This is a genomic window from Paenibacillus sp. FSL R5-0766, from assembly GCF_037971845.1.
Taxonomy (GTDB): Bacteria; Bacillota; Bacilli; order Paenibacillales; family Paenibacillaceae; genus Paenibacillus.
The window spans coordinates 4,359,258-4,383,589 of record NZ_CP150227.1 but is presented as its reverse complement, the minus strand read 5'-3'; the positions used below and the strand labels follow the sequence as shown (position 1 = coordinate 4,383,589).

At 46.6% G+C, this 24,332-nt stretch carries 27 protein-coding genes; 26 read left to right on the top strand and 1 reads right to left on the bottom strand.

Annotated features, from left to right (window positions below):
• Nucleotide 1 precedes the first annotated feature (1 nt).
• From MKY66_RS18865 to MKY66_RS18830, 8 genes are all read left to right on the top strand, one after another.
• Nucleotides 2-508, top strand: coding sequence for a gamma carbonic anhydrase family protein (locus MKY66_RS18865; protein WP_036607653.1), 507 nt, complete (start codon nucleotides 2-4; stop codon nucleotides 506-508).
• A gap of 23 nt (nucleotides 509-531) precedes the next feature.
• Nucleotides 532-711 carry an IDEAL domain-containing protein gene (locus tag MKY66_RS18860; protein ID WP_017687723.1) on the top strand — a complete coding sequence of 60 codons (180 nt, stop codon included), beginning with the start codon at nucleotides 532-534 and terminating at the stop codon, nucleotides 709-711.
• A gap of 167 nt (nucleotides 712-878) precedes the next feature.
• Nucleotides 879-1,286 carry a DUF2487 family protein gene (locus MKY66_RS18855; RefSeq protein ID WP_339805605.1) on the top strand — a complete coding sequence of 136 codons (408 nt, stop codon included), beginning with the start codon at nucleotides 879-881 and terminating at the stop codon, nucleotides 1,284-1,286.
• 192 nt (nucleotides 1,287-1,478) lie between these two features.
• On the top strand, nucleotides 1,479-2,021 hold the full coding sequence (locus MKY66_RS18850) for a ubiquinol-cytochrome c reductase iron-sulfur subunit (protein WP_017687725.1): 543 nt from the start codon (nucleotides 1,479-1,481) through the stop codon (nucleotides 2,019-2,021).
• Nucleotides 2,022-2,036: 15 nt separating this feature from the next.
• Nucleotides 2,037-2,708, top strand: a complete 672-nt coding sequence (locus MKY66_RS18845) for a cytochrome b6 (protein WP_017687726.1) — start codon at nucleotides 2,037-2,039, stop codon at nucleotides 2,706-2,708.
• Nucleotides 2,709-2,729: 21 nt separating this feature from the next.
• Nucleotides 2,730-3,614 carry a menaquinol-cytochrome c reductase cytochrome b/c subunit gene (locus MKY66_RS18840; protein ID WP_076209928.1) on the top strand — a complete coding sequence of 295 codons (885 nt, stop codon included), beginning with the start codon at nucleotides 2,730-2,732 and terminating at the stop codon, nucleotides 3,612-3,614.
• 111 nt (nucleotides 3,615-3,725) lie between these two features.
• On the top strand, nucleotides 3,726-4,352 hold the full coding sequence (locus tag MKY66_RS18835; RefSeq protein ID WP_076209929.1) for a DUF1405 domain-containing protein: 627 nt from the start codon (nucleotides 3,726-3,728) through the stop codon (nucleotides 4,350-4,352).
• Between the two features lie 66 nt (nucleotides 4,353-4,418).
• Nucleotides 4,419-5,288: a sporulation protein YpjB gene (locus MKY66_RS18830; RefSeq protein WP_076209930.1), complete on the top strand. Its 870-nt coding sequence runs from the start codon at nucleotides 4,419-4,421 to the stop codon at nucleotides 5,286-5,288.
• Nucleotides 5,289-5,412: 124 nt separating this feature from the next.
• Here the strand turns inward: MKY66_RS18830 and MKY66_RS18825 are convergent, their stop codons facing one another.
• Nucleotides 5,413-6,282: a YitT family protein gene (locus MKY66_RS18825; RefSeq protein ID WP_076209931.1), complete on the bottom strand. Its 870-nt coding sequence runs from the start codon at nucleotides 6,280-6,282 to the stop codon at nucleotides 5,413-5,415.
• A gap of 172 nt (nucleotides 6,283-6,454) precedes the next feature.
• Here MKY66_RS18825 and MKY66_RS18820 point away from each other — a divergent pair, with 172 nt between their 5' ends.
• The 18 genes from MKY66_RS18820 (at nucleotide 6,455) to MKY66_RS18735 (ending at nucleotide 24,269) form a co-directional block, all read left to right on the top strand.
• The gene (locus tag MKY66_RS18820) at nucleotides 6,455-6,784 is read left to right on the top strand and encodes a nucleotide pyrophosphohydrolase (RefSeq protein ID WP_017687732.1); all 330 of its coding nucleotides are present in this window, start codon (nucleotides 6,455-6,457) and stop codon (nucleotides 6,782-6,784) included.
• A 50-nt stretch (nucleotides 6,785-6,834) separates the two neighbouring features.
• Nucleotides 6,835-7,359: a tetratricopeptide repeat protein gene (locus MKY66_RS18815; protein WP_083656981.1), complete on the top strand. Its 525-nt coding sequence runs from the start codon at nucleotides 6,835-6,837 to the stop codon at nucleotides 7,357-7,359.
• Nucleotides 7,360-7,439: 80 nt separating this feature from the next.
• Nucleotides 7,440-8,243: a 4-hydroxy-tetrahydrodipicolinate reductase gene (gene dapB, locus MKY66_RS18810; protein WP_076209932.1), complete on the top strand. Its 804-nt coding sequence runs from the start codon at nucleotides 7,440-7,442 to the stop codon at nucleotides 8,241-8,243.
• 11 nt (nucleotides 8,244-8,254) lie between these two features.
• Nucleotides 8,255-8,695, top strand: a complete 441-nt coding sequence (mgsA, locus tag MKY66_RS18805) for a methylglyoxal synthase (RefSeq protein WP_017687735.1) — start codon at nucleotides 8,255-8,257, stop codon at nucleotides 8,693-8,695.
• Nucleotides 8,692-9,390, top strand: a complete 699-nt coding sequence (gene bshB1 / locus MKY66_RS18800; protein ID WP_076209933.1) for a bacillithiol biosynthesis deacetylase BshB1 — start codon at nucleotides 8,692-8,694, stop codon at nucleotides 9,388-9,390. Before mgsA ends, bshB1 begins: the two co-directional genes overlap by 4 nt.
• Before the next feature lie 99 nt (nucleotides 9,391-9,489).
• Complete coding sequence (gene bshA / locus MKY66_RS18795) at nucleotides 9,490-10,650, top strand: N-acetyl-alpha-D-glucosaminyl L-malate synthase BshA (RefSeq protein WP_076209934.1); 1,161 nt, start codon at nucleotides 9,490-9,492, stop codon at nucleotides 10,648-10,650.
• A gap of 62 nt (nucleotides 10,651-10,712) precedes the next feature.
• Nucleotides 10,713-12,011 carry a CCA tRNA nucleotidyltransferase gene (locus MKY66_RS18790; protein WP_256704173.1) on the top strand — a complete coding sequence of 433 codons (1,299 nt, stop codon included), beginning with the start codon at nucleotides 10,713-10,715 and terminating at the stop codon, nucleotides 12,009-12,011.
• Nucleotides 11,998-12,975, top strand: coding sequence for a biotin--[acetyl-CoA-carboxylase] ligase (locus MKY66_RS18785; protein ID WP_076209935.1), 978 nt, complete (start codon nucleotides 11,998-12,000; stop codon nucleotides 12,973-12,975). The genes MKY66_RS18790 and MKY66_RS18785 overlap by 14 nt, the downstream gene beginning before the upstream one ends.
• Nucleotides 12,976-13,322: 347 nt before the next feature.
• Nucleotides 13,323-14,201 (top strand): 3-methyl-2-oxobutanoate hydroxymethyltransferase, encoded by an 879-nt coding sequence (panB, locus tag MKY66_RS18780; RefSeq protein ID WP_076209936.1) that lies wholly within the window; start codon nucleotides 13,323-13,325, stop codon nucleotides 14,199-14,201.
• A complete protein-coding gene (gene panC, locus MKY66_RS18775; RefSeq protein WP_076209937.1) occupies nucleotides 14,198-15,094 on the top strand; it encodes a pantoate--beta-alanine ligase in 897 nt (298 codons plus the stop codon). The genes panB and panC overlap by 4 nt, the downstream gene beginning before the upstream one ends.
• A complete protein-coding gene (gene panD / locus MKY66_RS18770; protein ID WP_017687742.1) occupies nucleotides 15,087-15,470 on the top strand; it encodes an aspartate 1-decarboxylase in 384 nt (127 codons plus the stop codon). The genes panC and panD overlap by 8 nt, the downstream gene beginning before the upstream one ends.
• A 93-nt stretch (nucleotides 15,471-15,563) precedes the next feature.
• A complete protein-coding gene (locus MKY66_RS18765; protein ID WP_036607621.1) occupies nucleotides 15,564-16,211 on the top strand; it encodes a tetratricopeptide repeat protein in 648 nt (215 codons plus the stop codon).
• Nucleotides 16,212-16,352: 141 nt separating this feature from the next.
• The gene (gene dinG, locus MKY66_RS18760; RefSeq protein WP_076209938.1) at nucleotides 16,353-19,214 is read left to right on the top strand and encodes an ATP-dependent DNA helicase DinG; all 2,862 of its coding nucleotides are present in this window, start codon (nucleotides 16,353-16,355) and stop codon (nucleotides 19,212-19,214) included.
• A 217-nt stretch (nucleotides 19,215-19,431) separates the two neighbouring features.
• Complete coding sequence (locus MKY66_RS18755; RefSeq protein ID WP_076209939.1) at nucleotides 19,432-20,085, top strand: redox-sensing transcriptional repressor Rex; 654 nt, start codon at nucleotides 19,432-19,434, stop codon at nucleotides 20,083-20,085.
• On the top strand, nucleotides 20,072-21,376 hold the full coding sequence (locus MKY66_RS18750) for an amidohydrolase (protein WP_076209940.1): 1,305 nt from the start codon (nucleotides 20,072-20,074) through the stop codon (nucleotides 21,374-21,376). The genes MKY66_RS18755 and MKY66_RS18750 overlap by 14 nt, the downstream gene beginning before the upstream one ends.
• Before the next feature lie 37 nt (nucleotides 21,377-21,413).
• Entirely contained in the window at nucleotides 21,414-21,944 is a 531-nt protein-coding gene (locus MKY66_RS18745) for a DUF5590 domain-containing protein (RefSeq protein WP_076209941.1), read from the top strand.
• A gap of 302 nt (nucleotides 21,945-22,246) precedes the next feature.
• Entirely contained in the window at nucleotides 22,247-22,774 is a 528-nt protein-coding gene (locus tag MKY66_RS18740; RefSeq protein WP_076209942.1) for a hypothetical protein, read from the top strand.
• Nucleotides 22,767-24,269 (top strand): AAA family ATPase, encoded by a 1,503-nt coding sequence (locus MKY66_RS18735; protein WP_076209943.1) that lies wholly within the window; start codon nucleotides 22,767-22,769, stop codon nucleotides 24,267-24,269. The genes MKY66_RS18740 and MKY66_RS18735 overlap by 8 nt, the downstream gene beginning before the upstream one ends.
• The last annotated feature ends 63 nt before the right edge of the window (nucleotides 24,270-24,332 follow it).

The window sequence follows — 24,332 nt, the reverse complement described above, 5'->3', positions numbered from 1 at the left end:
AATGATAATTCCATACAAAGGTCTACAACCTCAGTTACACCCTTCGGTATATATGGCTGAAGGTGCAAAACTGATCGGTGATTTGAGAATGGGAGAAGAGTCTTCCGTCTGGTTCAATGCAGTCCTGCGGGCTGATTTGGCTCCTATTATCATTGGAAAGCGCTGTAATATTCAAGATAACGTTGTCGGGCATGTCAATACTGATCAACCTTTGATTGTGGGAGATGATGTCTCAGTAGGACATACAGCGATCATTCATGGTTGTTGTATTGGAACAGGATCATTAATCGGCATGGGAGCCATTCTGCTGAATGGAGCCGATATTGGCGAATATACGCTGATTGGAGCCGGTTCTGTTGTTACTGAGAATAGTAAAATTCCGCCCTATACTCTTGCTTTGGGGACACCTGCCAAAGTGATACGTGAGCTGACTGATGCCGATCTGGAGCGGATGTCCAGAACTTCACTGGGTTATGTTACCAAAGGAAAAGAATATAGGAGCTCTTAAATCCGTTTTGGAGGTGCATCCTATTGGATAAAATGAAAGTTACGTATGAAGTCATGTTGGGGCTGGCAGCTGAGATGGTGTGGGACGAAGCGCTTCGCAAACAGCGCAGCGAGAAGCTCTATTTGGAAATCGATAAAGCGTTAGCTACCGGAGACGAAGTAGCTTTCCGGAGTCTGACGGATGAACTGAGGACCATAAACTGATAGGCAAAATAGTTCCTTTCTGATATAAAAGGGAATGCGCAAAGGCGTATTTCCTTTTTTGATATGTGTAATTCCAAAATGAATGTCTGGATTTATAAGATATGGTCATATATAATATGGGAATAAAATGGATAGAGAGGGGATATAGGGAATTGAAATTCAGTGAGATGACTCAAGACAGCTGGGCTGAACTGCAACTCTATCTGGATACATGCCTTATTCCATACACAGCTCTTAGCGGTGAGCAGTCGCCAGTTGAAGCTACCGAGGCATTGGAGCGGCTGAGAGATTTTCTGGATCTGGTCGAAATTCCTTTCAAAGGGAGAATCATGACTTATCCAGCCTTTCATTATGCTAATTCGGAATTGTCAATGACATTAAATTCCTTGTCCGCACAGCTTAAATCCTCAGGATTCAAATATGTGGTTATTATGTCATCAGATGGTCATTTGGATGGCATGGAAATTCCAGCTGCTGATCTGGTTTTGAGTCGGTCCGTGTTAACTCGTGAGGTCGGAGAAGAAGGGATTGCGAGATTTGTAGGGGAAAAGATACGAGAGTTGTGGAAAAAATAGTTTTTAGCGACAAATGTGACAATTTTACAACAATTTTTTAATAACGCTTACAATTGAACCTTAAAAATGTGTGACAAATTCTTGACGGTGTTCTAGGGCTACTATATGATTATGTATGTTCTAGTAAGTCGTGGAATTTATGAAAATGAAAACGTTTGAGAGAGTTGGCTGAAAAAGGGGGTTGGAGACAGTATGAGCAGTGAGCATGACCACCACGAAGCTTCATTGAAATTGCCAAGCCGCATGGAGATGTCACGCAGGCAGTTTTTGACGTACACGCTTGGTGGAGCTACAGCCTACATGGCCGCCGGTGCAATCCTTCCTATGGTCCGTTTTGCGGTGGACCCGATTTTGCAACATAAGGGAGAAGGCACCTCTGTCAAAGTAGCTGAAATCAGCAAAATTACGAATGAGCCTCAAGAATTCACCTTTGAACTTAAACAACAGGATGGTTGGTATCTGAGTAATGCATCGTTAGTGGCGTGGATTCGCAAAGACGAGCAGGGTAAAATTTATGCACTCTCACCTATCTGTAAACATCTGGGATGTACAGTAGGCTGGAATAGTGACAAGCAGTACCCTGACGAGTATCATTGCCCCTGCCATGGCGCGCACTATGACAAGGAAGGGAAGAATCTTGCCGTAGCCCCCAAACCGCTGGATGAGTACGTAGTCAAGGAAGAGCAGGGTTGGGTATATCTGGGCGACATTGTTCCGAACACCCGAGTGAATTAGGAGGCGTGAACGCAGATGTTTAAAAATGTCTATGACTGGATTGACGAGCGTCTTGACATCACGCCAATCTGGCGGGACGTTGCGGATCATGAAGTTCCAGAGCATGTAAATCCGGCTCATCACTTTTCCGCATTCGTGTACTGCTTTGGTGGATTGACGTTCTTTATTACTGTTATTCAGATTCTGTCAGGCATGTTCCTGACCATGTATTATGTACCTGATATTATCAATGCCTACGCAAGTGTGGAGTACCTGCAGACCAAAGTAGCCTTCGGCCAAATTGTTCGCGGCATGCACCACTGGGGAGCCAGTCTGGTTATCGTAATGATGTTCTTACATACGATGCGTGTGTTCTTTACAGGCTCTTACAAGGCACCGCGTGAAATGAACTGGGTTGTCGGCATGCTGATCTTTTTCGTCATGTTGGGCCTGGGGCTCACAGGGTACTTGTTGCCATGGGATAACAAAGCCTATTTTGCAACAAAAGTAACATTGGAGATTGCTAACACGGTTCCTTGGCTAGGACCGATTATTAAAGAATTCCTGCAAGGCGGTACGATTGTTGGTGCACAGACACTAACCCGATTCTTTGCCCTGCACGTATTCTTCCTCCCCGCTGTGCTTCTGGTGCTTCTGGTCGGACACTTTATCATGATCCGCAGACAGGGCATTTCGGGACCACTATAAACTGAGAAGGGAGGAATCGCAATGGCTCACGGACATAAGAAGGATGATGAGGAAAAGGTTATCTTTGTCGGTGATTCACGGGTCCGTAAAGGGGCGGGATTCATTACCCCTCCTGATTACACGGCGTATCCCGGCAAATCAGAAGCCTTTATTCCCAACTTCCTGCTGAAAGAATGGATGGTTGGTGTCGTTGTATTGGTGGGGATTCTGGTACTAACGATCTCAGAACCTGCACCTTTGGGCTATCCGGCCAATCCGAGCGCATCCGTAATTCCCATGCCGGACTGGTACTTCCTTTTTCTGTATCAGTACTTGAAGTATCCATACGCATCGGGCGATTACGTTCTGCTCGGGGTACTGGGGGTCAGCGGAGTCGCTTTTGGAGCTTTGCTGCTGGCACCATTCCTGGACACAGGCAAGGAGCGGCGTTTCTATAAACGCCCAATTGCTTCATCACTGATGATTTTGTCGGTCATTTCTGTATTCTACCTGACAAATGTAGCGTGGACGCACTACGAGCATGAGTTGGAAGCAAGTGGACAGAAGCCTGAACATATTCAACGTGAAGAAGAAGCGCTGGAGAGGCGTGAACAGGGGCTCCCACCCGTTTCCAATGCACCTGGACAGCAAGAAGAAGTTGCGATCGTGGAACAGGATGATCCTGCAATGGAAACGTACAAGAAGGCCGGTTGTATTGGCTGCCATGCGGCTGATATGAAGGGCGCAAGTGGACCTTCACTTCGGGGTGTGGGTGACAAGCACAGCCAGGAAGAGATTCTGACCATTATCAAAGAAGGCTACAATGCAATGCAGCCTCAGTATAATAATGCTATTGCTCAAGGTGTTACGGATGAAGAGATTACTCATCTGACCGAATGGCTTGCGAAACAGAAAGCAGAACAGTAAAATCGAAATAACCAATGAAACCTGATCGTTTATGCGGTCAGGTTTTTTTGAAGTGTTTTTTTGGACAGCACTGTATCGTGCACAATATTGATGAAGGAAGGGGCAGGGAATGTGGCTTTATCGTATTTCTGGAGTAGAGAATTTCTAACCAATCGTTATTTCCTGTGGCTATTATTTTGGTGTAATGCGGTAGGAACGGTATACGGATACATCTGGTACGGAGAGCAAATGAAATTGACGCTGGCTGAGCAGCCGATGTGGCAGATCGTATTTGTGCCAGATAGCCCAACAGCGAGCTTGTTTTTTACTTTAGCGTTGTTATGGGTCTTGTACCCGCCACGGTCCATCATTATCAAACGGATCGGACATGTGATTCAGGCGCTTGCCGTGGTTACATCTGTGAAATATGGCGTGTGGGCCGTGTCCATTATTTTCGCTGGCTGGATGCAAGGCGGTACACAGCACTGGCAAGACTGGATGTTGATTGCTTCGCATAGTGCGATGGCCATTGAAGCTCTTATTTATGTACGCTTTTTCGGCTTCCGCTGGGCTTCCCTTGTCGTTGCAGGTCTTTGGACGCTGTTGAACGATACGATGGATTATACATATGATATTTACCCTTGGTTACCCGCTTCCCTCTATGATCATGTAGATGGTGTGCGTAATTTCACATTCGGACTGACACTGGTGAGCATTCTGTGCGCGTGGCTGGCCTTAAGACAAGCGAAACGAACCTGATATCCGATCTTGAGCTTGTTCTAACGAACTGTTTCCCGCCATACATTGGTGGTGGGAGGGATGTCCATGAAGAGAACGTTTGGGGTCAAAACTGGCTTATTGGTGGTATCGTTCATGGCTCTGCTGCTTTGGACGAACTTAGCATATCGTGTATCCGCGCAAAGTGAAGCATTAAATTCGAATTCAGATCAGCAAGTGTCCACAAGCAATTCAATTGCACAACTGAATGAGGAAGCAGCCATATTGTATCGTCAGGCGCTCGAGAATAATATTGAAGAAGTGCGAGGAAGCATTCTGCGTATCAGTAAAAGTTTGGAGCATATCTCCTTTGAGGGACAAACAACAGTCGAGGGCATTCACGCCTTGTCCGAAACCATAGTTGAAGTGAAACAAGCCGTTGTGAAGGTGAAAAATGACGACGCTTCTCTTCAACAGTCCTCTGCCAAGCTCAGACTTGCAGCAGATAGTCTCGCGAATCCAACCAAGCCTTTATGGCTTCAGTATTATAAAATCGTGAAAAACGATCTGGACGCTTTATCCGCTGCTACAAATCAAGGGCAAACTGCCGCCGTACTGGCAAACCGCTACACCGTTCTGGAGGAGCATTATGAGACGATTCGTCCTGCCGCACTGATTCGCCGTGAACCGTATGAAATTGCTCAGATGGACGCTTGGTTATCTCATACCAAAGGGCTTACCAATGCAAAGCAGCCAGATCTGGCTCAGTTAAAGAGCATGGTGGGCCATGGGGAGGAACTGGTGAACCAGTTGTTTGGTCGCGAGAAGGACGAGAGTGCCTTTGTACCGTTTGTACAGGGTCCTGATCGCAGGGCAGCCGGGCTGCTCATTAGTTCGGTCATTGTGGCGACGTTAAGTTACGCCGGATATCGTAAATATCGTGCGCAGCAGCAGGGGATTTTTCCTTTTCGGCGCTAATCGGATATGAACTTGATCCTAGTCTATAAATGGTATATAAAAAAAGACCTCTTTCCGCATGAATAGCCACGCTAACGGCTCTTCATGTAAAAAGAGGTTTTCTTATAGTTTCTGAGTACGTACATCAGCTTTCTTTGAAACCTTCGCCATGTACATCGTGAACATCGTTGATGATGACAAAAGCTCTCGGGTCAATGGAACGTACAATGGTCTGCAGACGCCTGAACTCTTGCCTGGAGATCACGCAGTAGGCCATGTGTTTGGCCTGTTTAGAGTACGCGCCAATGGCTGGAATGAGGGTGACGCCACGATCCATATCCCGTGTGATCTGGTCCGCAATCTCGGGTGCATGGTCACTAATGATCATAAATGCCCGGGCAGAATATGCACCTTCCTGAATAAAGTCAATGACTTTGGAGGCGATGAATACAGCTACAAGCGTATACAGAATTTTTTCTTTGGGGATGTAGATGAGAGAGAGCCCGATAATCACAAAATCGATGCCCAGTAATACTCGTCCCATACTCCACCCGTACTTCCGATTGAGAATACGAGCAATGATGTCTGAACCGCCCGTCGTTCCACCCCAACGAAATACGATGCCAAGACCGGCTCCAAGGGTAACACCTGCATATAGTGCTGCTAACAGGAGGTCATTCTCGGTATGTAATGGTTCAATCCAGCCCAAGTGAATCAACTTCTCAAACAACCATAGAAAAACGGTCAGTGCCCCAATTCCGATACCCGTATAGATCATCTGTCTGCCGCCCAAAATTTTGAGCCCGATCAGAAAGAGGGGAACATTCAGAATCAAGGTTGTAAGTGAAGGTGAGATGCCAAAAGCGTAATTGATCAGCACCGTAACCCCGGTGAGGCCACCTTCCATAAGCTGGTTGGGGATAATGAAATAGAGGAGCCCAAAGGCATATAAGGCTGTCCCCAGTACGATGGGAAGAACCAGTTTAACTTGAACCCAGGTTTTGGCAGTGCTCATAAGATCCCTCGCTGTAGATAAATTAGAATGAAGAACTAATCATTCCCATCTAGTATACCTGTTTATTGAATCTTTAAAAATGATTTGTCGCTGATGATGGTGGAAGTGAATCTAAATAACTGATATTATTAGGAACAAATACGACATCATTTCAAAAGGAGAATCCGTTCTCATGGAGAAAAGCATCGCAGAAATGCAGCGTGAGGTTGATCAGTATATCTCCCAGTTCAAGGAGGGGTATTTCAGTCCTCTGGCCATGTTGGCCCGGATGTCTGAAGAGGTTGGGGAGCTTGCAAGGGAAGTGAATCATGAGTTCGGTGAAAAGCCGAAGAAGTCTTCCGAAGCAGCCAATTCCATTGAACTTGAGCTTGGAGATATTTTATTTATCACGATTTGTTTTGCGAACTCGCTGGGAATTGATCTGGCCGAGGCACACGACAAAGTCATGCATAAATTTAACACCCGCGATGCCAATCGGTGGACTCCCAAAAACACCGATTAGGCGTAGATTACATATGCTGTACCATCACCCGATCGGGGAGGGTCAGCTTAATGATGAAACCGGAAGAATATATGCAGCAGGCTTACCGCTGTATATTGCAAAATGATTTTGAACAGGCGATTCGTTGGTTCGAGTCAGCCATTCACGCTCATCCAAAACATGCGGAGTTATATTACCGCTGTTCCATTACACACGCCCGCAGCAAGCATTTGGTTCCAGCGCTTGAATTCGCGCGCAAAGCAGTCGAATTGTCGCCAGGAACCGAAGAGTATATTTTGCATCTGCAGACGTTGGAAGCGAAACAATTGACCTCCAGAGCGAAGTTGTTGTTGGAGCAGGCGGGTATTGCAACACAGGAGCGCTATGTGGAAGCGTCTACGCTTCTGCAAGAAGCGGTCAAACTTGATCCGCTCTCAGTGGAGGCTCATGTTATGCTTGCGCTGGCTTACAGTGATTTGAATGAATTTGACTATGCAATTCAGGCGCTGCGTGAGGCAATTTTGCTGGACCCGCAGAATGGGCAACTGCATCAGATGTTACAGGAAATCAAGCAACGTATGAAATCCATTCAATAAGAATTCATTCTGCAAAGATTTCTTTCGAGTTGAAATGGATTCTACGATATGATCCAACATAGTGAGGAGATGCAGTCAATATGAGTGAAGTAATCAGAGTTGCCGTGATCGGAGCGGCTGGCCGTATGGGCCGTGAAGTTGTGAAATTGGTACTTCAGGACCCGGAATTGGAGCTTGCAGCGGCTGTCAACCGCTCCGGAGCAGGCACGGATGCAGGAACCCTTGTTGGTTTGCCAGCGTGCGGGGTGCTGGTGACTGATGATATCGAAATGGCTTTTGCCGAAACAAAACCTCAGGTTATGGTTGATTTTACAGTGCCGCAATATGCTTTTACACATACCGAGATCGCGATCCGTCATGGAGTCAGACCTGTCATGGGTGTTACCGGCTTTACGCCGGAGCAGATTGAACAGTTGGACAAGCAATGCCAGGACAAAGGAATTGGAGGGCTTATTGCCCCTAACTTCTCGATTGGTGCCATTCTGATGATGCGATTCGCAGCACAGGCTGCCAAACATATGCCAAATGTGGAGATTATCGAATATCACGGGGATCAGAAGCTGGATGCTCCTTCCGGAACTGCGATCAAAACTGCCGAACTGATTGCTGCCAATCGGGAAGAACTTCGTCAGGGTAATCCGAATGAGGAAGAAACGATTGAAGGATCACGCGGCGGTTATTACAACGGCTTCCGAATTCACAGTGTACGATTGCCTGGCGTATTCGCGCAGCAGGAAGTTGTTTTCGGAGACTATGGACAGTCACTCAAAATTCGGCATGACTCCTACGAGCGCGCAGGTTATATGCCTGGTGTTAAGATTGGTGTTCAAAAGGTTATGGAATATACAGGAATGATCTACGGATTTGACCACTTTATCGACTAAAGGAGATTGTCATGTTGAAAATAGCATTTATTGCCCATGATCGTAAAAAAGAAGAGATGGTTAACTTCGTGACGGCATATGAGCCTGTTTTTACGGACCATCAATTGTATTCTACAGGAACAACAGGCCTTCGTATTATGGAAGGAACGTCTCTGAAGATTCATCGATTCGAATCAGGCCCACTGGGCGGAGATCAGCAGATTGGAGCTTTGGTTGCGCAAAATGAGATGGATCTGATTATTTTCCTGCGCGATCCACTGATGGCACAACCTCACGAGCCGGATATTAATGCGTTGCTGCGTCTTTGTGATGTGCAGGGAATTCCACTTGCCACCAATATCGCTACCGCTGAGATTCTGGTTAAGGCTCTGGATCGTGGTGATTTTGCCTGGAGAGAGCTGGTACATAAATACAAGCCGGAGGCTGGATTGAATTCGGGTGATTCCGAATGAGTCTGGATATTCTCATCTTTGGAGCACATGCAGACGATGCGGAGATTGGTATGGGTGGAACGATTGCCAAACATACCGCTGCTGGCTTGAAAGTAGGCGTGTGTGATCTGACTCGTGCTGAGATGTCTTCCAACGGAACAGTAGAGCGCAGAACCGAGGAAGCGGAGCAAGCCTCCCGCATCCTCGGTCTTTCGTGTCGAACGAATCTGGGGCTTCCTGATCGTGGCTTGTATCTTACTCCTGAACATGTACAGGCGGTAACGGCTGAGATACGGCGTCATGCCCCTCGGATGGTGTTTGCTCCGTATTGGGAAGATCGTCATCCGGATCATGTCAATTGCAGTAAGCTTGTGCAGGAGGCTGTATTTAACGCCAAGCTTCGCAACTACATGCCGGACATGCCTGCCGTGCAGGTGAAGGAACTTTATTTTTACTTTATTAATGACATCGGGCCTACGGATTTGATTGTTGATATTACGGAACACTATGAGCAAAAAGAAACATCATTGCTCTCTTATCGTTCCCAATTCGAACTGGGAGACGGAGCGGTCTCGACGCCATTGAATCAAGGGTATATTGAACGTGTAAGAGCCCGTGATTCCTTGCTCGGACAACGCAGTCTCATCCCGTTTGCAGAAGGTTTTGCTACAATTACACCTTACGTGGTTCCTCAATTTGGCCCGGGTGCCCAATAAGCGATTTCACATTTTACGTTTAATGAAACGAAGGGTTTCATTATTCCATTGCATTATATCAACCTGCATGAAGCGGGAGATCAAAGGAGCGTCCACAGGATGGATAAAAAGCTAAAAATCGGCATCACCTGTTATCCGTCCCTCGGCGGGTCTGGCGTTGTCGCAACGGAACTGGGCAAATTACTTGCCGAACAGGGGCATCAGGTTCATTTTATTGCCAACAGTATCCCGTTCAGACTGGGTACGTTCCAGAAAAATATTTTTTATCACGAAGTTGAAGTAAATGATTATTATGTTTTCCGTTACCCTCCGTATGACCTGTCCCTGGCAACAAAGATGGCTCAGGTGGCTAAGTCACAGCAGCTGGATCTGCTGCATGTTCATTACGCCGTTCCACACGCAGTATGTGCCTTTCTTGCGAAACAGATGGTAGGGGACGGCCTTAAAGTGGTTACCACGTTACATGGAACAGATATTACGGTTCTGGCTCAAGATGAATCTCTGAAGGATCTGATCCGTCTAGCCATTAATGAAAGTGACGCGGTTACTGCCGTATCACAAGATTTGATTCGGGAAACGGTCGAATTGCTGGATATTCAGCGTCCAATCGATCTAACCTATAATTTTATTGACAAACGAATATATTATCCGCGGGATGCTGCCAGTCTGCGAAGAGACTTTGCTGCGCCCGACGAAAAAATATTAATGCACATCTCCAATTTCCGACCGGTGAAGAGAACTCAGGATGTGGTAGAGGTCTTCCGTCAGGTACAGGAGCAGGTTCCTGCCAAACTGTTATTTGTTGGTGAAGGACCTGATTTGCCGAAGATGCAATGGAAAATTAATGATCTCGGGTTGAATGATAAAGTTCATTTCCTTGGCAAACAGGATGACATTGCTCAGGTCATTTCCATGGCAGACGTGTTGATGCTTCCATCGGAGAAGGAAAGTTTCGGACTTGTGGCGCTCGAAGCAATGGCTTGTGGCGTACCCACGATCGGTTCACAGGCCGGAGGAATTCCGGAACTGGTCTTACATGGTAAGACGGGGTATTTATCCGCGATCGGGGATACACAATCCATGGCCGAGAACACCATCCGTTTATTGACGGACGATCGTTTGGCTGCGGAGTTCAGGGAAGCATGTCTTCAGCGCGCGCATCACGACTTTTGCAATGATGCTATTCGGCATGAATATGAACAGATATATTACCGGGTGTTAGGAAGGGAAGTTCCGAATCTGAAGCCGGTTTGCGGTTAATCATTTCTTTGATTAAATCATACTGTGCATACCACAACAGGCAAGAGAAGAGGTGATATGTGGTGGTTCAATGGACACAGGTAGATCGTAAAATGGCAATGCAAAGTGAGAATGTACTCACAACATTAAACAAACATGGTTACAAGGCATATTGGGTAGGTGGTTGCGTTCGTGACGAATTGCTGGGACGAGTTGTAGACGATATGGATATCACGACATCTGCTTCTCCAGAGCAAGTCATGGAACTGTTTGACGATTGTATTCCTACAGGTTTACAACACGGTACGGTTACCGTTCGTTCGGGCGGTTATTACTTTGAAGTGACCACGTTTCGAACAGAATCCGAATATCAGGATAATCGCAGACCTGCTGCGGTTCAATTTGTTCAAGATATCAAGGAAGACTTACAGCGGCGTGATTTCACGATGAACGCTCTTGCCATGGATGTCACTGGGACAATCGTTGACCCATTCGGTGGACAGGCAGATATCAAGGAAGAGCGAGTCAGATGTGTGGGTTCTGCGATGGAACGATTTGGTGAAGATGCACTGCGGATGCTCCGCTGTGTCCGGTTTGCTTCCGTATTTGATTTCAAAATTGCCCATAACACGTGGAAAGGTCTTGTAAGGCAGAAAGACCTGCTTCAACATATAGCAATGGAACGGGTACGTACCGAGATGGTAAAAATGATGTCGGGACCGCATCCTTTAAGAGGGTTGGAGCTGTTATACAGAAGTGATGCGCTTGCGCACATCAAAGCGCCAGTTATCTCGGCGCGTTTTAACAAGACGTTGTTATCCAATCTGGAACAATTGTCAGGTGAGCATGTGTTGCTCCGCTGGTCACTCATCCTGATTGCTGGTGGTTATAGCAAGGATGAAGCAGATGTATTATTACGTCAGTGGACATTCTCCAATGAACATCGTTCTCGTATAACAGGGGTCCTTCAGGTGGAACAGTTGATTCACACTTCCGTTCAGGAGCCGAAGGATACGGTCAGTCTCCGTTCCGATTGGATCGTTACTGTTCTGGCTTGTGGCGTTCAGGCGGCGGATGATTGGCTTCGAATACAGTCTGCACTACCAGCAGGATGGCGGAATCAGTCCGAACAGGCAGAAATACAGGTTGTTTTGGTTAAAGAGGTTGCAGCCGAATGGAGTCAATCGATCCCTGTGCATGACTTGAAAGAGCTGGATATCACAGGGGAACAAGTGTTACAAATGGTGCAGCGCAAAGGTGGGCCTTGGCTGGGTCAACTGATGAAACATTTGTTACGAGAAACAGCGATTGGAACGATAGCGAATCAGCATGAAGCACTAAGTGCCGAAGTGAAGCGGGTGGTTCAAGATGACCAAACATGAAGATCTGTTACATATGTTATTAAATGCAGAAGGACGATTCGTATCGGGTGAAGAGATCAGTCGTAATCTGTCCATCAGTCGGACCGCTGTGTGGAAACATGTGAACAAGTTGCGAGACATGGGTTATGAGTTTGAAGCTGTATCCCGCAAAGGATACCGTCTGGTAACGAAGCCGGATAGCATTGACGCTACTGCCCTCCAATTGGCACTGGATACAACCGTATTTGGCCGTAAGGCTGTTTTGTTGGCTTCGACCCTGTCTACGCAAGGGGATGTTCTCAAGCTAGCTGAGCAAGGGCAGGCAGAAGGTGCTGTGGTCATTGCGGAAGAACAAACAGGAGGAAGAGGACGTTTCGGTCGACAGTGGTTCTCTCCTCCGGGTAAAGGAATCTGGATGAGTGTCCTGTTACGCCCTGATCTACCACTTCAGCATACGCCCCAGCTAACTTTATTAACAGGAGTGGCTGTATGTCGTGCCGTTCGAGCTTGTTCAGGAGCTGATGCGGGCATTAAATGGCCAAATGATGTGTTGATTGACGGACGCAAGGTATGTGGCATATTGCTTGAATCCACGGTGGAAGATCATGAAGTCAGATACTGTATTGCAGGTATAGGTGTTGACGTGAATTTTGATCCAGAGGATTATCCGGAAGATCTTACAACTATAGCTACTTCGCTCAAGATGGAGACGGGTCATCCCGTTGATCGCACCAAACTAACGGCTGCCATTTTGACGGAGCTTGAACAGTTGTATTATTTGTATCAAAAAGAAGGATTCGGCGTGATCTCAGCACTATGGGAGGCCCTGTCCGTATCGATGAATCGAGAGATTACTGTGACGAATCCTCATGGTGTCATTGAAGGGAAGGCAATTGGTCTTGACCCTTCTGGTGCACTTATCGTGGCGAAGCACGATGGAGAACATACACTAATCATCTCTGGTGAGATTTCCTGGAAATCATAAACAATTTGTCGAATTTTCACTGGTAAAATGAACATAAGACGTGAAGTTTGAGCAGAACTTTGGTATACTGTGTTCGTGAGGCGATATCGGCTAATGCAGACCGAATTGCACTCCCGTAACAGTAACCTTTGTTCTGCTTTGATGTGTTGTTTTATACAAGCAGACCGCAGTGCCAGAATGAAATACGTTTAAGTGAGTTGTTGGATTCTGCTCTGAGCCGAAGAGGACCGAGACAGAAGGGACGATCGCAAGTGACTCTTTTTTGACTTTTCGGGACTTTTTAGTGGAAAACTAAAAGGTTTTTTTGTTGCGTTTATTTGAAAAGAAGAAAGGAGCCATGAGAGAAAATGGCGAACAAACAAGCGTTGAATATTGTGAAAATGAAAAAATATAAGCAGGATGGCGTGCCACTTACCATGATCACGGCTTACGATTATCCAACGGCGCTCCTCGCAGAGGAAGCAGGTATCGATCTGATCCTGGTTGGTGATTCACTTGGTAATGTAGTACTGGGTTATAACTCGACGCTTCCGGTGACCATCGACGACATGGTGTACCACACACGTTCCGTAGTGCGCGGGGCCGAGAAAACGTTTATTGTGGCTGATATGCCTTTTATGACCTATCATGGCAGCGTGGATGAGACCCTTAAGGGTGTACGTCGACTGATGCAGGAGGGGCAAGCCCATGCGGTTAAAATGGAAGGCGGAGTTGAGATAGCGGACACCGTCAGAGCAGTCGTGCAAGCAGGCGTGCCTGTTCTTGGACATATTGGACTGACACCTCAATCGGTTAATCAGATTGGTGGTTACCGCATTCAGGGCAAGGATGCAGCGGATGCAAAACGTCTGATGGACGAAGCCAAAGCTCTGGAAGCTGCAGGCGCGTTTGGCATTGTGCTTGAACTGGTTACGGAAGAAGTTGCACGGGCGATCTCGGAGGAACTGTCCATCCCAACCATCGGAATTGGAGCAGGACGAGGTTGTGATGGTCAGGTACTGGTATTCCACGATGTGGTTCAATACGCCTCTCCGTATACGCCCAAACGATTTGTCAAAACCTATGGAGATGTGGGTACATTAATCAGAACCAGCATCGAAGCTTACGTGAAAGAAGTGAAAGATCGTTCGTTCCCGGCCGAAGAGCATGTATTCAATGCTGCGGATGGTGTTCTGGATCAACTGTACGGCGGACAACGCAAGGAAAAGGTGGGGAATAACTCATGAAAGTATTACGGACAATCGCAGAGTTAAGACAGGAACTAAGCTTGAAGCGTCAAGCGATTCGGTCCAGTGCGTCCGTTGTAGGTCTGGTACCAACAATGGGTTATCTTCATCAAGGTCATGCAAGCTTGATGCAGGCAGCCAGACAACAGAGCGATATCGTGGTATTAAGCATATTTGTTAATCCAATTCAATTTGGCCCTAATGAAGATTTTGACAGCTATCCGCGGGATGAAGCCAGAGATGTGGAAACAGCACGTTCACAAGGAGTGGATATCGTATTTATTCCCTCTGTTGAAGAGATGTATCCACAGGCAACGCAAACGACGGTATCTGTCTCCAAATTGACGGAGCGCTTATGTGGCGCTTCACGTCCAGGACATTTTGACGGGGTAACGACCGTAGTCTCCAAACTCTTCAACATCGTACAGCCACAGCGTGCATTTTTTGGAATGAAAGACGCTCAGCAGGTTGCGGTCATTCAACAGATGGTGAATGATTTGAATATGCCTGTAGAAATTGTACCCTGTCCGATTGTTCGCGAAGAGGATGGTCTTGCCCTCAGTTCACGTAACGTCTATCTTAGCGCTGAACAGCGTAATCAGGCTCTAGTTCTGTCGAAGGCACTGCGTGCAGCTCAAGAAGCTGCAGATACAGGTGTAGCTATTAACGCCGCAGATATCCGTCGTATTCTGCGCGAGCAGATTGCAAGCTCACCGCTTGCTGTTATCGACTACGCCGAGATTCAGGCTTTTCCAAGTCTGGAGCCGCTCGCAGATCAGGAAGAAGTTCAAGGACGTGACGATCTGCTCATCGCACTTGCGGTGAAATTCGGAAAAACAAGATTGATTGACAATATAAGGTTGCAAAAATCGGAGGTACTGTCCCATGTTTAGAACACTGATGAAATCCAAAATCCACCGGGCTACGGTAACGGAAGCCAATTTGAACTATGTGGGTAGCATTACCATAGATGAAGACTTGATGGAAACATCCGACTTGATGGAAAACGAAAAAGTGCAAATTGTGAACAACAACAATGGTGCACGTCTGGAAACTTATGTGATTCCAGGACCACGCGGAAGCGGGGTCATATGTCTTAACGGCGCAGCTGCACGTCTGGTGCAGCCTGGAGATAACGTCATTATCATTTCTTACGCCATGATGTCGCAGGAAGAGGCAAATACTCACAAACCAACCGTTGTGTTTGTAGATGGACAGAATAAACCTGTACAAACGATGAAACAGGAAGTCCACGCAACAATTATGTAATCGACTGGTAAGGAGAATGAAATCGGCCCTTGAAGCAAAAAATGAGTACAGGTCACTGCACTAATCCATTTTTTCAAGGGTGGGGATGCATCGATGTTCCAGCATGTTTTCGCAGAAATGAACGACATGTTAGATGAAATTATCAAGAGCTATCCTTCCGCTGAAGGCCTGAACAAACAAGAATTGCTGCAAAAGTGGAATTTGCTTAAGCGGATGAGTGACGGAATGCTGGATGAATGGCTGATGTTTGAAGAAAAGATGAGCCAGGTGAGGGAGCGAGAGATGGATAAACCTGCTTCCCTTGAACCGGAACAGGAAGCTGTTACCGCTCTGCCTGAACTCCATCTGGAATGTTTCAGTCGAGGTCAGGGTTATTTCAAATTACAGATGTATCCGCAGGCGATCATGCAGTTCTCCCGGGTTGTGACCGACCATCCGGAGAGTGCATTGACTCGTTTTTACCTGGCGCTCGCGTATCTGAATCTGGAACAAATGGCGGAAGCCGGGACACATTTGCAGCAGATCATGTACCTTAAGGGTTCACCTCGCTTAAAAGGGCTTGTATGTAACGCTCTGGGCTGTATTCAAGCCAAGCTTGCAAATCCCGAAGCTGCATGTTCACTCTTTGCACAGGCCCTTCAGTATGACCCGACATTGACCGAACCACTGTACAACATGGAAGCTTGCAGGTTGAACAGGGGAAAATTGCAATATGCTAATCAGCTGACGACCCTTCATTAAGCGGGAATTCGGCGACAAAAAACGGTGTTCCCTCCTTTGGCATAGCGGCGGGGACACCGCTTTTTTGTCAGTTAATTTTCAAATCCCCTTTTTTTTGCTATGCTGTAACATAGACTGGAATGGAAGGGACCGTACATTGCAATGAAATTTGCCGTATTGGATTTCGAAACAACCGGCACGCAGTCCGACGGTGAGATTATACAGGCCGGACTTGCCATCATAGATCATGACTACAGCATAACTCAAATATATAGTTCTTATGTGAACCCTGGTGTACCGATTCCCCCGTTTATTTCGGGGTTGACGGGTATTACCGATGAAGATGTGGCGGACGCTCCTTCACTCGAAGAGATGATGATGGAGATGGTTCCGCTGCTTAATGATGTGGTGCTTGTTGGACACAACGTCGCTTTTGATTTTCACTTTTTGCAGAATGCTCTCGACCGTTGCGGTTATTTGCCGTTCACTGGCCGCATTCTGGACACGATTGATTTTCTGAAGATTACATTCCCATCACTGGGTTCTTATCAACTCGGTTATGTGTCTTCCGAATTTGGATTTCAACATGATCGCCCTCACCAGGCAGACAGTGATGCACTGGCGACAGCCTATGTGTTGCTCAAGTGTCTGGATGAGTTAAAGGAATTACCGCTCATAACGATTCAGCGCCTCAGTGACCTGTTTTCACCAGAAGACAGTGACTTGGGTTGGTTTTTGGACGGAATGCGCAGTGAGAAGGAAGCAGAGCCGATTCAGGATCTGGACGGACATACCTATTATCGTCAGCTTGCTCTTAATGTAAGTGATTGGACTGATATTGGTGCACCACGCGATGAGCGGGAGGCTAACCCCCTCGATGGTGTAAGCTTCGAACAGTTTATGGACCAGGTTCGGGAGAACCTGAAGGATACGCTGGATCATTACGAAGAGCGTGAAGCGCAGACTCAGATGTTCAGCAGTGTAAGGCAAGCCCTGGATGAAGAGAAACATCTCTTGATCGAAGCAGGAACGGGTACCGGTAAATCTCTAGGGTATCTGTTGCCTGCTATATACGAAAGTGTGAAGCAAGAACAGAAAGTTATGGTCAGCACGCATACGATCAATCTGCAGGAGCAATTGAGAGAGCGAGACATTCCGATGCTGACCCAAGTGGTTCCGTTCCCGTTTAAGGCTGCTGTATTCAAAGGACGTGGACATTACCTGTGCCTGCGCAAATTTGAACACAAAATCAATAAACGTGAATTCGCTACACCCAAAGAGGATTATTTCACAGCGGCTCAGATGATTGTCTGGCTTACACAGACCGAAACCGGAGATGATGAGGAACTTAACCTTAGCGGACGCGGAGGGGACTTCTGGGAGACGGTACAGAGCGAATCAGAGTCTTGTCTGGGAAGATCATGTCCATGGTTCCGCAAATGTTTCTACCATCGTGCCAAACATGAAGCAGGGTTGTCTGATATCGTAATCACCAATCACTCCAAATTATTTACGGATGTGAAAGCCGCGCATCAGCTGCTGCCAGCCTATGAGAGTCTTGTGATTGACGAGGCACATCATCTGGAGGATGTCGCTGGTAAACATCTTGGAATGCATATGAAATATTTCACCTTGGTTCATACACTGACCCGCCTATTTAAAGACAGTCGTAATGGTCAGCTGCCTATGCTTCGTTCGCAGTTATCCGGGCATGAAAATTCGGTGCAATGGGGCTCTATGGTGGATCAGATGTTCCCGCTCGCTCTTGAAGTTAAGGAGCTGTGGGATCGTATGAGCGATGCCTTGTTTGGTCTGTTGCCTGAACGAAGTGATGCTTCACCGGGAGAAACGGGGCAATTTTCACTGCGTCTGAAAGCATCTCAGAAACCTGCAAAATGGCAGGAGTTGCAGGATCTGGAGAACCAGATCTATGTGACTCTGGGCGATTTGGTTCGCAAAGGGGACAAATTGCTGCTTGAGGTGAAAGAAGATCAGGATGATTATCAATCGGATAGTTTGATCACGGACATTACAGGATTACTGAAAGATCTGACCACATTGAAGGAGAATCTACGGTTCTTCATGCGAATGGATGACGCCAAAACGGTGTACTGGATGGAAGCCAGCGGTCAGTTCCGCAGTAAATCTCTTCAGCTGTATGCCGTACCTGTAGATGTCAGTGCCCAACTTAAGGATTTATTTTTTGACAAAAAGAAAAGTGTTGTGCTTACATCGGCTACGCTCTCGGTAGATAAGTCATTCCAGTTCATGATTGAGCAGCTTGGCTTACAGGAAGCCTCTGAGAATAATCGGCTGTTAACGTCGATGCTGCCGTCACCTTTCAACTATCGCGATCAGGCACTTCTGGTGATTCCGCGTGATTTCCCGAGTGTGAAGGGAAGTGTGGGTGATGCGCACTTTGTTAATATGCTGGTGCAATCACTTGCAGAGACGGCAATTGCTACGCGTGGACGCATGATGGTTCTGTTTACTTCATACAAGATGTTGCGACAGGTCTATGATCCGCTGAAGGAGGCACTGTCTGGCAACGACATCTCGTTGCTTGGTCAAGGCGTTGACAGTGGAAGTCGTTCCAAATTGACTCGCAGGTTCCAAGATGCCAAAGCTACGGTACTTCTGGGCACAAGCAGCTTCTGGGAGGGTGTAGATATCCCGGGAGAGGCGCTAACCTGTCTCGCTATTGTGCGACTGCCGTTCCAGCCACCGAATCATCCGTTGGTGGAAGCCAAGAGTGAGTTGCTTCAGGAACAGAAGAAAAATCCGTTCATGAAACTGTCCGTGCCACAAGCGGTCATTCGTTTCAAACAGGGATTTGGCCGATTGGTGCGTACAGCAAAGGATAGAGGCATTGTGATTGTATATGATACACGGGTGATTGAAGCGTATTATGGTAAATTCTTTTTATATTCATTACCTGGTCCCAAAATGGAGCATATGCTCACGGAGCAGATGGTTCCACGAATTACCGAGTGGTTGGAAAAACCTGCTAATGAACAAAAATAATGGTTTTTTGTTCGTTATATCATTGCATGACACTATTGTTTGGAGTTAAACTTTATTAGATATTCCCAGATCCGATTTAAGTAGTTGCACGCAAGAACTTATAACCTAAATTACAAGGAGCATTCTGTATAAAATGTCACGTTTATCTTTGAGTTTATACAGAATGCTCATCTTTTCATTTATTATTTTATCGTGGCCTTGGTAAGGGGGAGCAAGAATGAAATCGGATAAAATTTCGGAAGCGGTGGTACGACGTCTGCCTGTATACTTGCGTTATTTGAACGAGTTGCATCAGCGTGAGGTGGCTACTGTTTCTTCTCAAGAGCTTGGACAGAGGCTGGATCTGAATCCGGCGCAAATTCGTAAAGACCTGGCTTACTTCGGTGATTTTGGTCGTAAAGGGATCGGGTATGATGTATCCTATTTGATCGAGAAAATTCGTCACATTCTCAAGATTGATCAGCAAATTAATGTAGCTCTGGTAGGCGCGGGTAATCTAGGTCAAGCCTTGTCCAACTACAACGCATATCTGAAAGACAACATGAAGATTGTTGCTGTATTTGATGCATATGGACCGAAGATTGGTAGTCAAATCAACAGTTTGACGGTAAAACCAATGGATGAATTGACGGAAGCGGTTAAAACGGATAACATCCGCATTGGAATTATCACTGTTCCGGATACGGAAGCCCAAAATGTAGCCGATCAGCTTATTGAATCTGGAATCGAAGCGATCCTTAATTTTGCACCAACCATTCTAAAAACACCGCCGCATATCCGCATTCACCATGCTGACTTTACAACGGATCTGCTTAGTTTGGCCTATTACTTGGAGACTGGAAAGGACGACGAGGAAGATGACAACAAATAGATGGGTAATCCACAACGGCAAATTTGCCGTTAATGAAGGCACAACATGGAACGTGGTTCACGGATACATGGTTGTTGAGAATGACAAGATTGTGCATATTGGTGAGACATTGCCGGATGAAGACAAAAATTGTACCAAAGTGGATGGAAAAGGATTGTTCTTCCTGCCGGGTCTGATCAATACGCATGGTCATGCAGCAATGTCGTTGCTCAGAGGGCACGGAGACGATCTTGCGTTGCAAGTATGGTTGCAGGAAAAAATGTGGCCGATGGAAGCAAAAATGACTTCACAAGACGTATATTGGGGAACTTCGCTATCTGTGCTTGAAATGTTGAAAGGCGGAACTACAGCTTTCCTGGACATGTATGATCACATGGATCAAGTGGCCAAAGTTGTGGAGCAATCCGGCGTTAGAGCAGCACTGGCACGTGGTGTAATCGGGCTGTGCTCGGAAGAAGAGCAATTGCGGAAGCTGGAGGAGTCGGCAGCGTTTGCACGTGAGTGGAATGGACAGGCAGATGGTCGCATTACAACCGTAATCTCGCCACACGCCCCATATACATGCCCTCCTGACTACATAGAGAAGCTTGTACAGGTCGCGAATGACCTAAACCTTCCTCTTCATACACATATGTCTGAAACGCTTCGTGAAGTGGAGCAGAACGTGGCTGATTATGGACTGCGTCCTGTGGCACATCTCGAGAAACTGGGATTTTTCTCCCGTCCATCTCTGGTTGCACATGCGGTGCATCTTAATGACGAAGAGATTGAAATTTTGGCCCGTCATGATGTGGCTGTATCCCATAACCCGGGAAGTAACCTGAAACTCGCTTCCGGTGTTGCGCGGGTACCTGCATTGCTGAAAGCAGGAGTTACCGTGTCACTCGGAACAGACGGACCAGCAAGTAACAACAACCTGGATATGTTCGAGGAAATGAGACTGGCTGCATTGATCCACAAAGGTGTATCTGGTGACCCGACAGCAGTACCAGCAGGCGAAGCGTTACTACTCGGAACGTCATATGGTGCCAAATCCATCTTCTTGAACAATACCGGAGCGCTTCAGGTCGGCATGAAGGCTGACTTTATCGCCCTTGATATTGAACAGGCACATTTCTATCCACATACAGACCTGATCTCACATACGATCTACTCGGCTTCTGCCAAAGATGTTGAGCACGTATGGGTGGATGGAAAACAAGTGGTGAAACATGGCGAATGTCTGACGCTGGATGAAGAACGCATTTTGCGTGAGTCTCAATTGGCATTTGATGGTCTGCTTGCTCGTTAATTGCAGGACAGCATCATAGGGAAAGGAAGTTCGGCTTTTGAAGAAAAAAAAGAAGTGGATATGGATTTCGCTGCTTGCACTGGTTCTGATTCTGTTTGGACTTCAGCGTTATTACGTCTATGTCACGCAGGACCAGCGCAAGGAAGAAGCGCTCGCTATAGAGGCAGCACAGAAGCAACTGGGCATTACATCCTATGATGAATTGCGCAAGTACATCTGGGGAGACAAAGAAGGCTCTGACAACATCTACTGGACCCTGATCGGCAAAAATAAGGATAACCAGGATGTTATGGTCTGGGTTAAATTCGATGCAAACAATCAACCGGCTAAGGGTGCAAACGCTGTACACAGTGAGCTGCTGCAGAATGGAATGTCCGAAGCGCAGATCCGCAATCGCTTCAGTTCTGAAGTTCCTGCCGGTGAGATTAAGCGAATCATGCCCGGAGTTGTGAATGGAATATATGTGTGGCAAGTGTATTATAAAGACGGTACGCATAACCACTATCGCTTTTATCGTTTTAGCAACGGAGAACAGGTGGACCTGGTCTACACACTCCCGAACAGCTAGAACAAATAGAGTGACATAACTAGAGAATTTAAAGAAATAAAAGAACCGGCAGACGGATATCCGACTGAACCGGTTCTTTGTGTTGTCTGTAAACATTTTTGATTTAAATAGTTAAAATTAATAATTTATTCATATTTTCGCCTTCGAAATTGTATATACGATGTGATATACTCAGATATGTACTCAAAGTTACATTCAAAAACAAACAAACCTGTCGAAATTCTCGCAGGAGTCAATGTGCACATATTCGTATATACCAATAAGCCAGTAGGTTAGGCCAAAATCTGGGAGGGGTAATTCACTTGAAGCTAAAAGTATTGCCTATTGCTTTAACTGCCGTCATTTCAGCCGTTGTGTTGTTTGGAGGTTGGTTTGTATATCGTCAGGTGGCCGTGCAGAATCCGATTGAAAAGATGGTTACCCAGTACGATGGAGTAAATGACGTTCAATTAACTATTAACCGCAATGACGTACAATTGAAACTTGATCTGCAACCTGATGTTGATTTGGGCAGACTGGTACAATATATTCACAAAGAAGGACAGACCCTGATTGGAACACGTTCACTAAAGTTGGATGTTGTGGATCATTCCAGTGAAGCACTGGAGAGCTGGTGGGGGGATGCGATGTTTACTGTAGCTCAGGCGATGGAGAACAAGCAATACACTGAGATTACACCAACGTTGTCAAAGATGGCGACGAATGGAATGAAGGTAAATACAGCGATGGATGACAACAACGTATATGTCAGTCTCAGAGACGGAGATGCCAGCAAGTTTATTATTCTGCCGCGTGTGCCCGGTCAGATAGGAGTGTGGCCTAATGCCTAAGTGGACAAAAGAAGTTGCCATCGGATTTTTTCCCGTATTGATTATTTTCCTTGCATTTACTGGTGTTAATATTGTTCCGATCCTGATTGCAGCAGTGCTTGTCGGAGCTTTGCTGTTCATGATGCAAATGCGTGGCGGGATTACAGTAGGCGCTGCACAGGAACGTAAACGCAAGAAAAAAGGACCTTCCAAGCTTACTTTTGAAGAAATTGGCGGACAGGACAGTGCCAAGCAGGAATTGCGTGAAGCGCTTGACTTTCTGATCAAACATGAAGAAATACGGAAGTTTGGGATTCGCCCGTTAAAAGGGATCTTGCTGACGGGCCCTCCAGGGACAGGGAAAACGTTGATGGCCAAGGCTGCTGCCCATTACACCGATTCTATTTTTGTAGCAGCATCGGGTAGTGAGTTCGTGGAAATGTATGTTGGTGTGGGTGCCAGCAGAATTCGGGATTTGTTCAAGGACGCGAGAACCCGTGCCACCAAGGAAAATAAGGAAAACGCTATTATCTTTATCGATGAAATCGATGTCATCGGGGGGAAACGTGAGGGTGGTCAACAGCGTGAATATGATCAGACCCTGAATCAGCTCCTGACGGAAATGGATGGAATCTATTCTTCCGATACGCCAAGAATTCTGGTTATCGCTGCAACGAACCGTAAAGAGATGCTGGATAGCGCCCTGACGCGACCGGGACGTTTTGACCGTCACATTCAAGTGGACTTGCCTGACAAAAAGGGCAGAAAGCATATTTTGGAACTGCATGCGGTGAATAAACCTCTGATGAAGGAAGTTAATCTGGAGAAGACAGCGGAAGAATCATATGGTTTCTCTGGTGCACAACTCGAAAGTGTGATGAACGAAGCGGCAATATACGCCATGCGGGATGGGCTGTTGAACATCGAACAGCGGCACTTGTCTCTGGCTATTGATAAAGTCATGATGGGTGAAAAGACAGACCGTGAGTCCAGTGTGGAAGAGAAGAAAAGGGTCGCCATTCATGAGTTGGGACATGCCATTATGGCTGAACTTGTTCGTCCAGGCAGTGTTAGTCAGGTGGCACTCAGTCCGCGTGGTCAGGCGCTGGGATATGTCCGTCATAACCCGCAACAGGAACAGTTCCTATATACGAAGCGCTTCCTGGAAGAGCAGATCATGATTGCACTCGGAGGAGCAGCTGCGGAGGAAATGTACTACGGTGGTCGTTCCACAGGTTCACGCAATGACTTCGATCAGGCAACCAATGTTGTGCAGACGATGATGGCTTCCGGATTGACTTCACTTGGGATTGTGAACATGGATATGGTGACAACCGAGGAACTGATGAGAGAGAATAAATTAATTCTGCAAGAACTGATGGAACAGACAAAGCGGTTGCTTGAAGAACAACGGACAATTTTCGACAATTCACTCGACATCTTGATTCGTGAGGAAGTTTTGTCTGGCGAACAATTTCGTTGTCAATTTCGTGACAGTGCCCTTCTACCAGCATAATTTATTTATGCTGGTTATTTTTTTTTACATTTCACTCGTGCTAAGATATTATTATATGTTGGG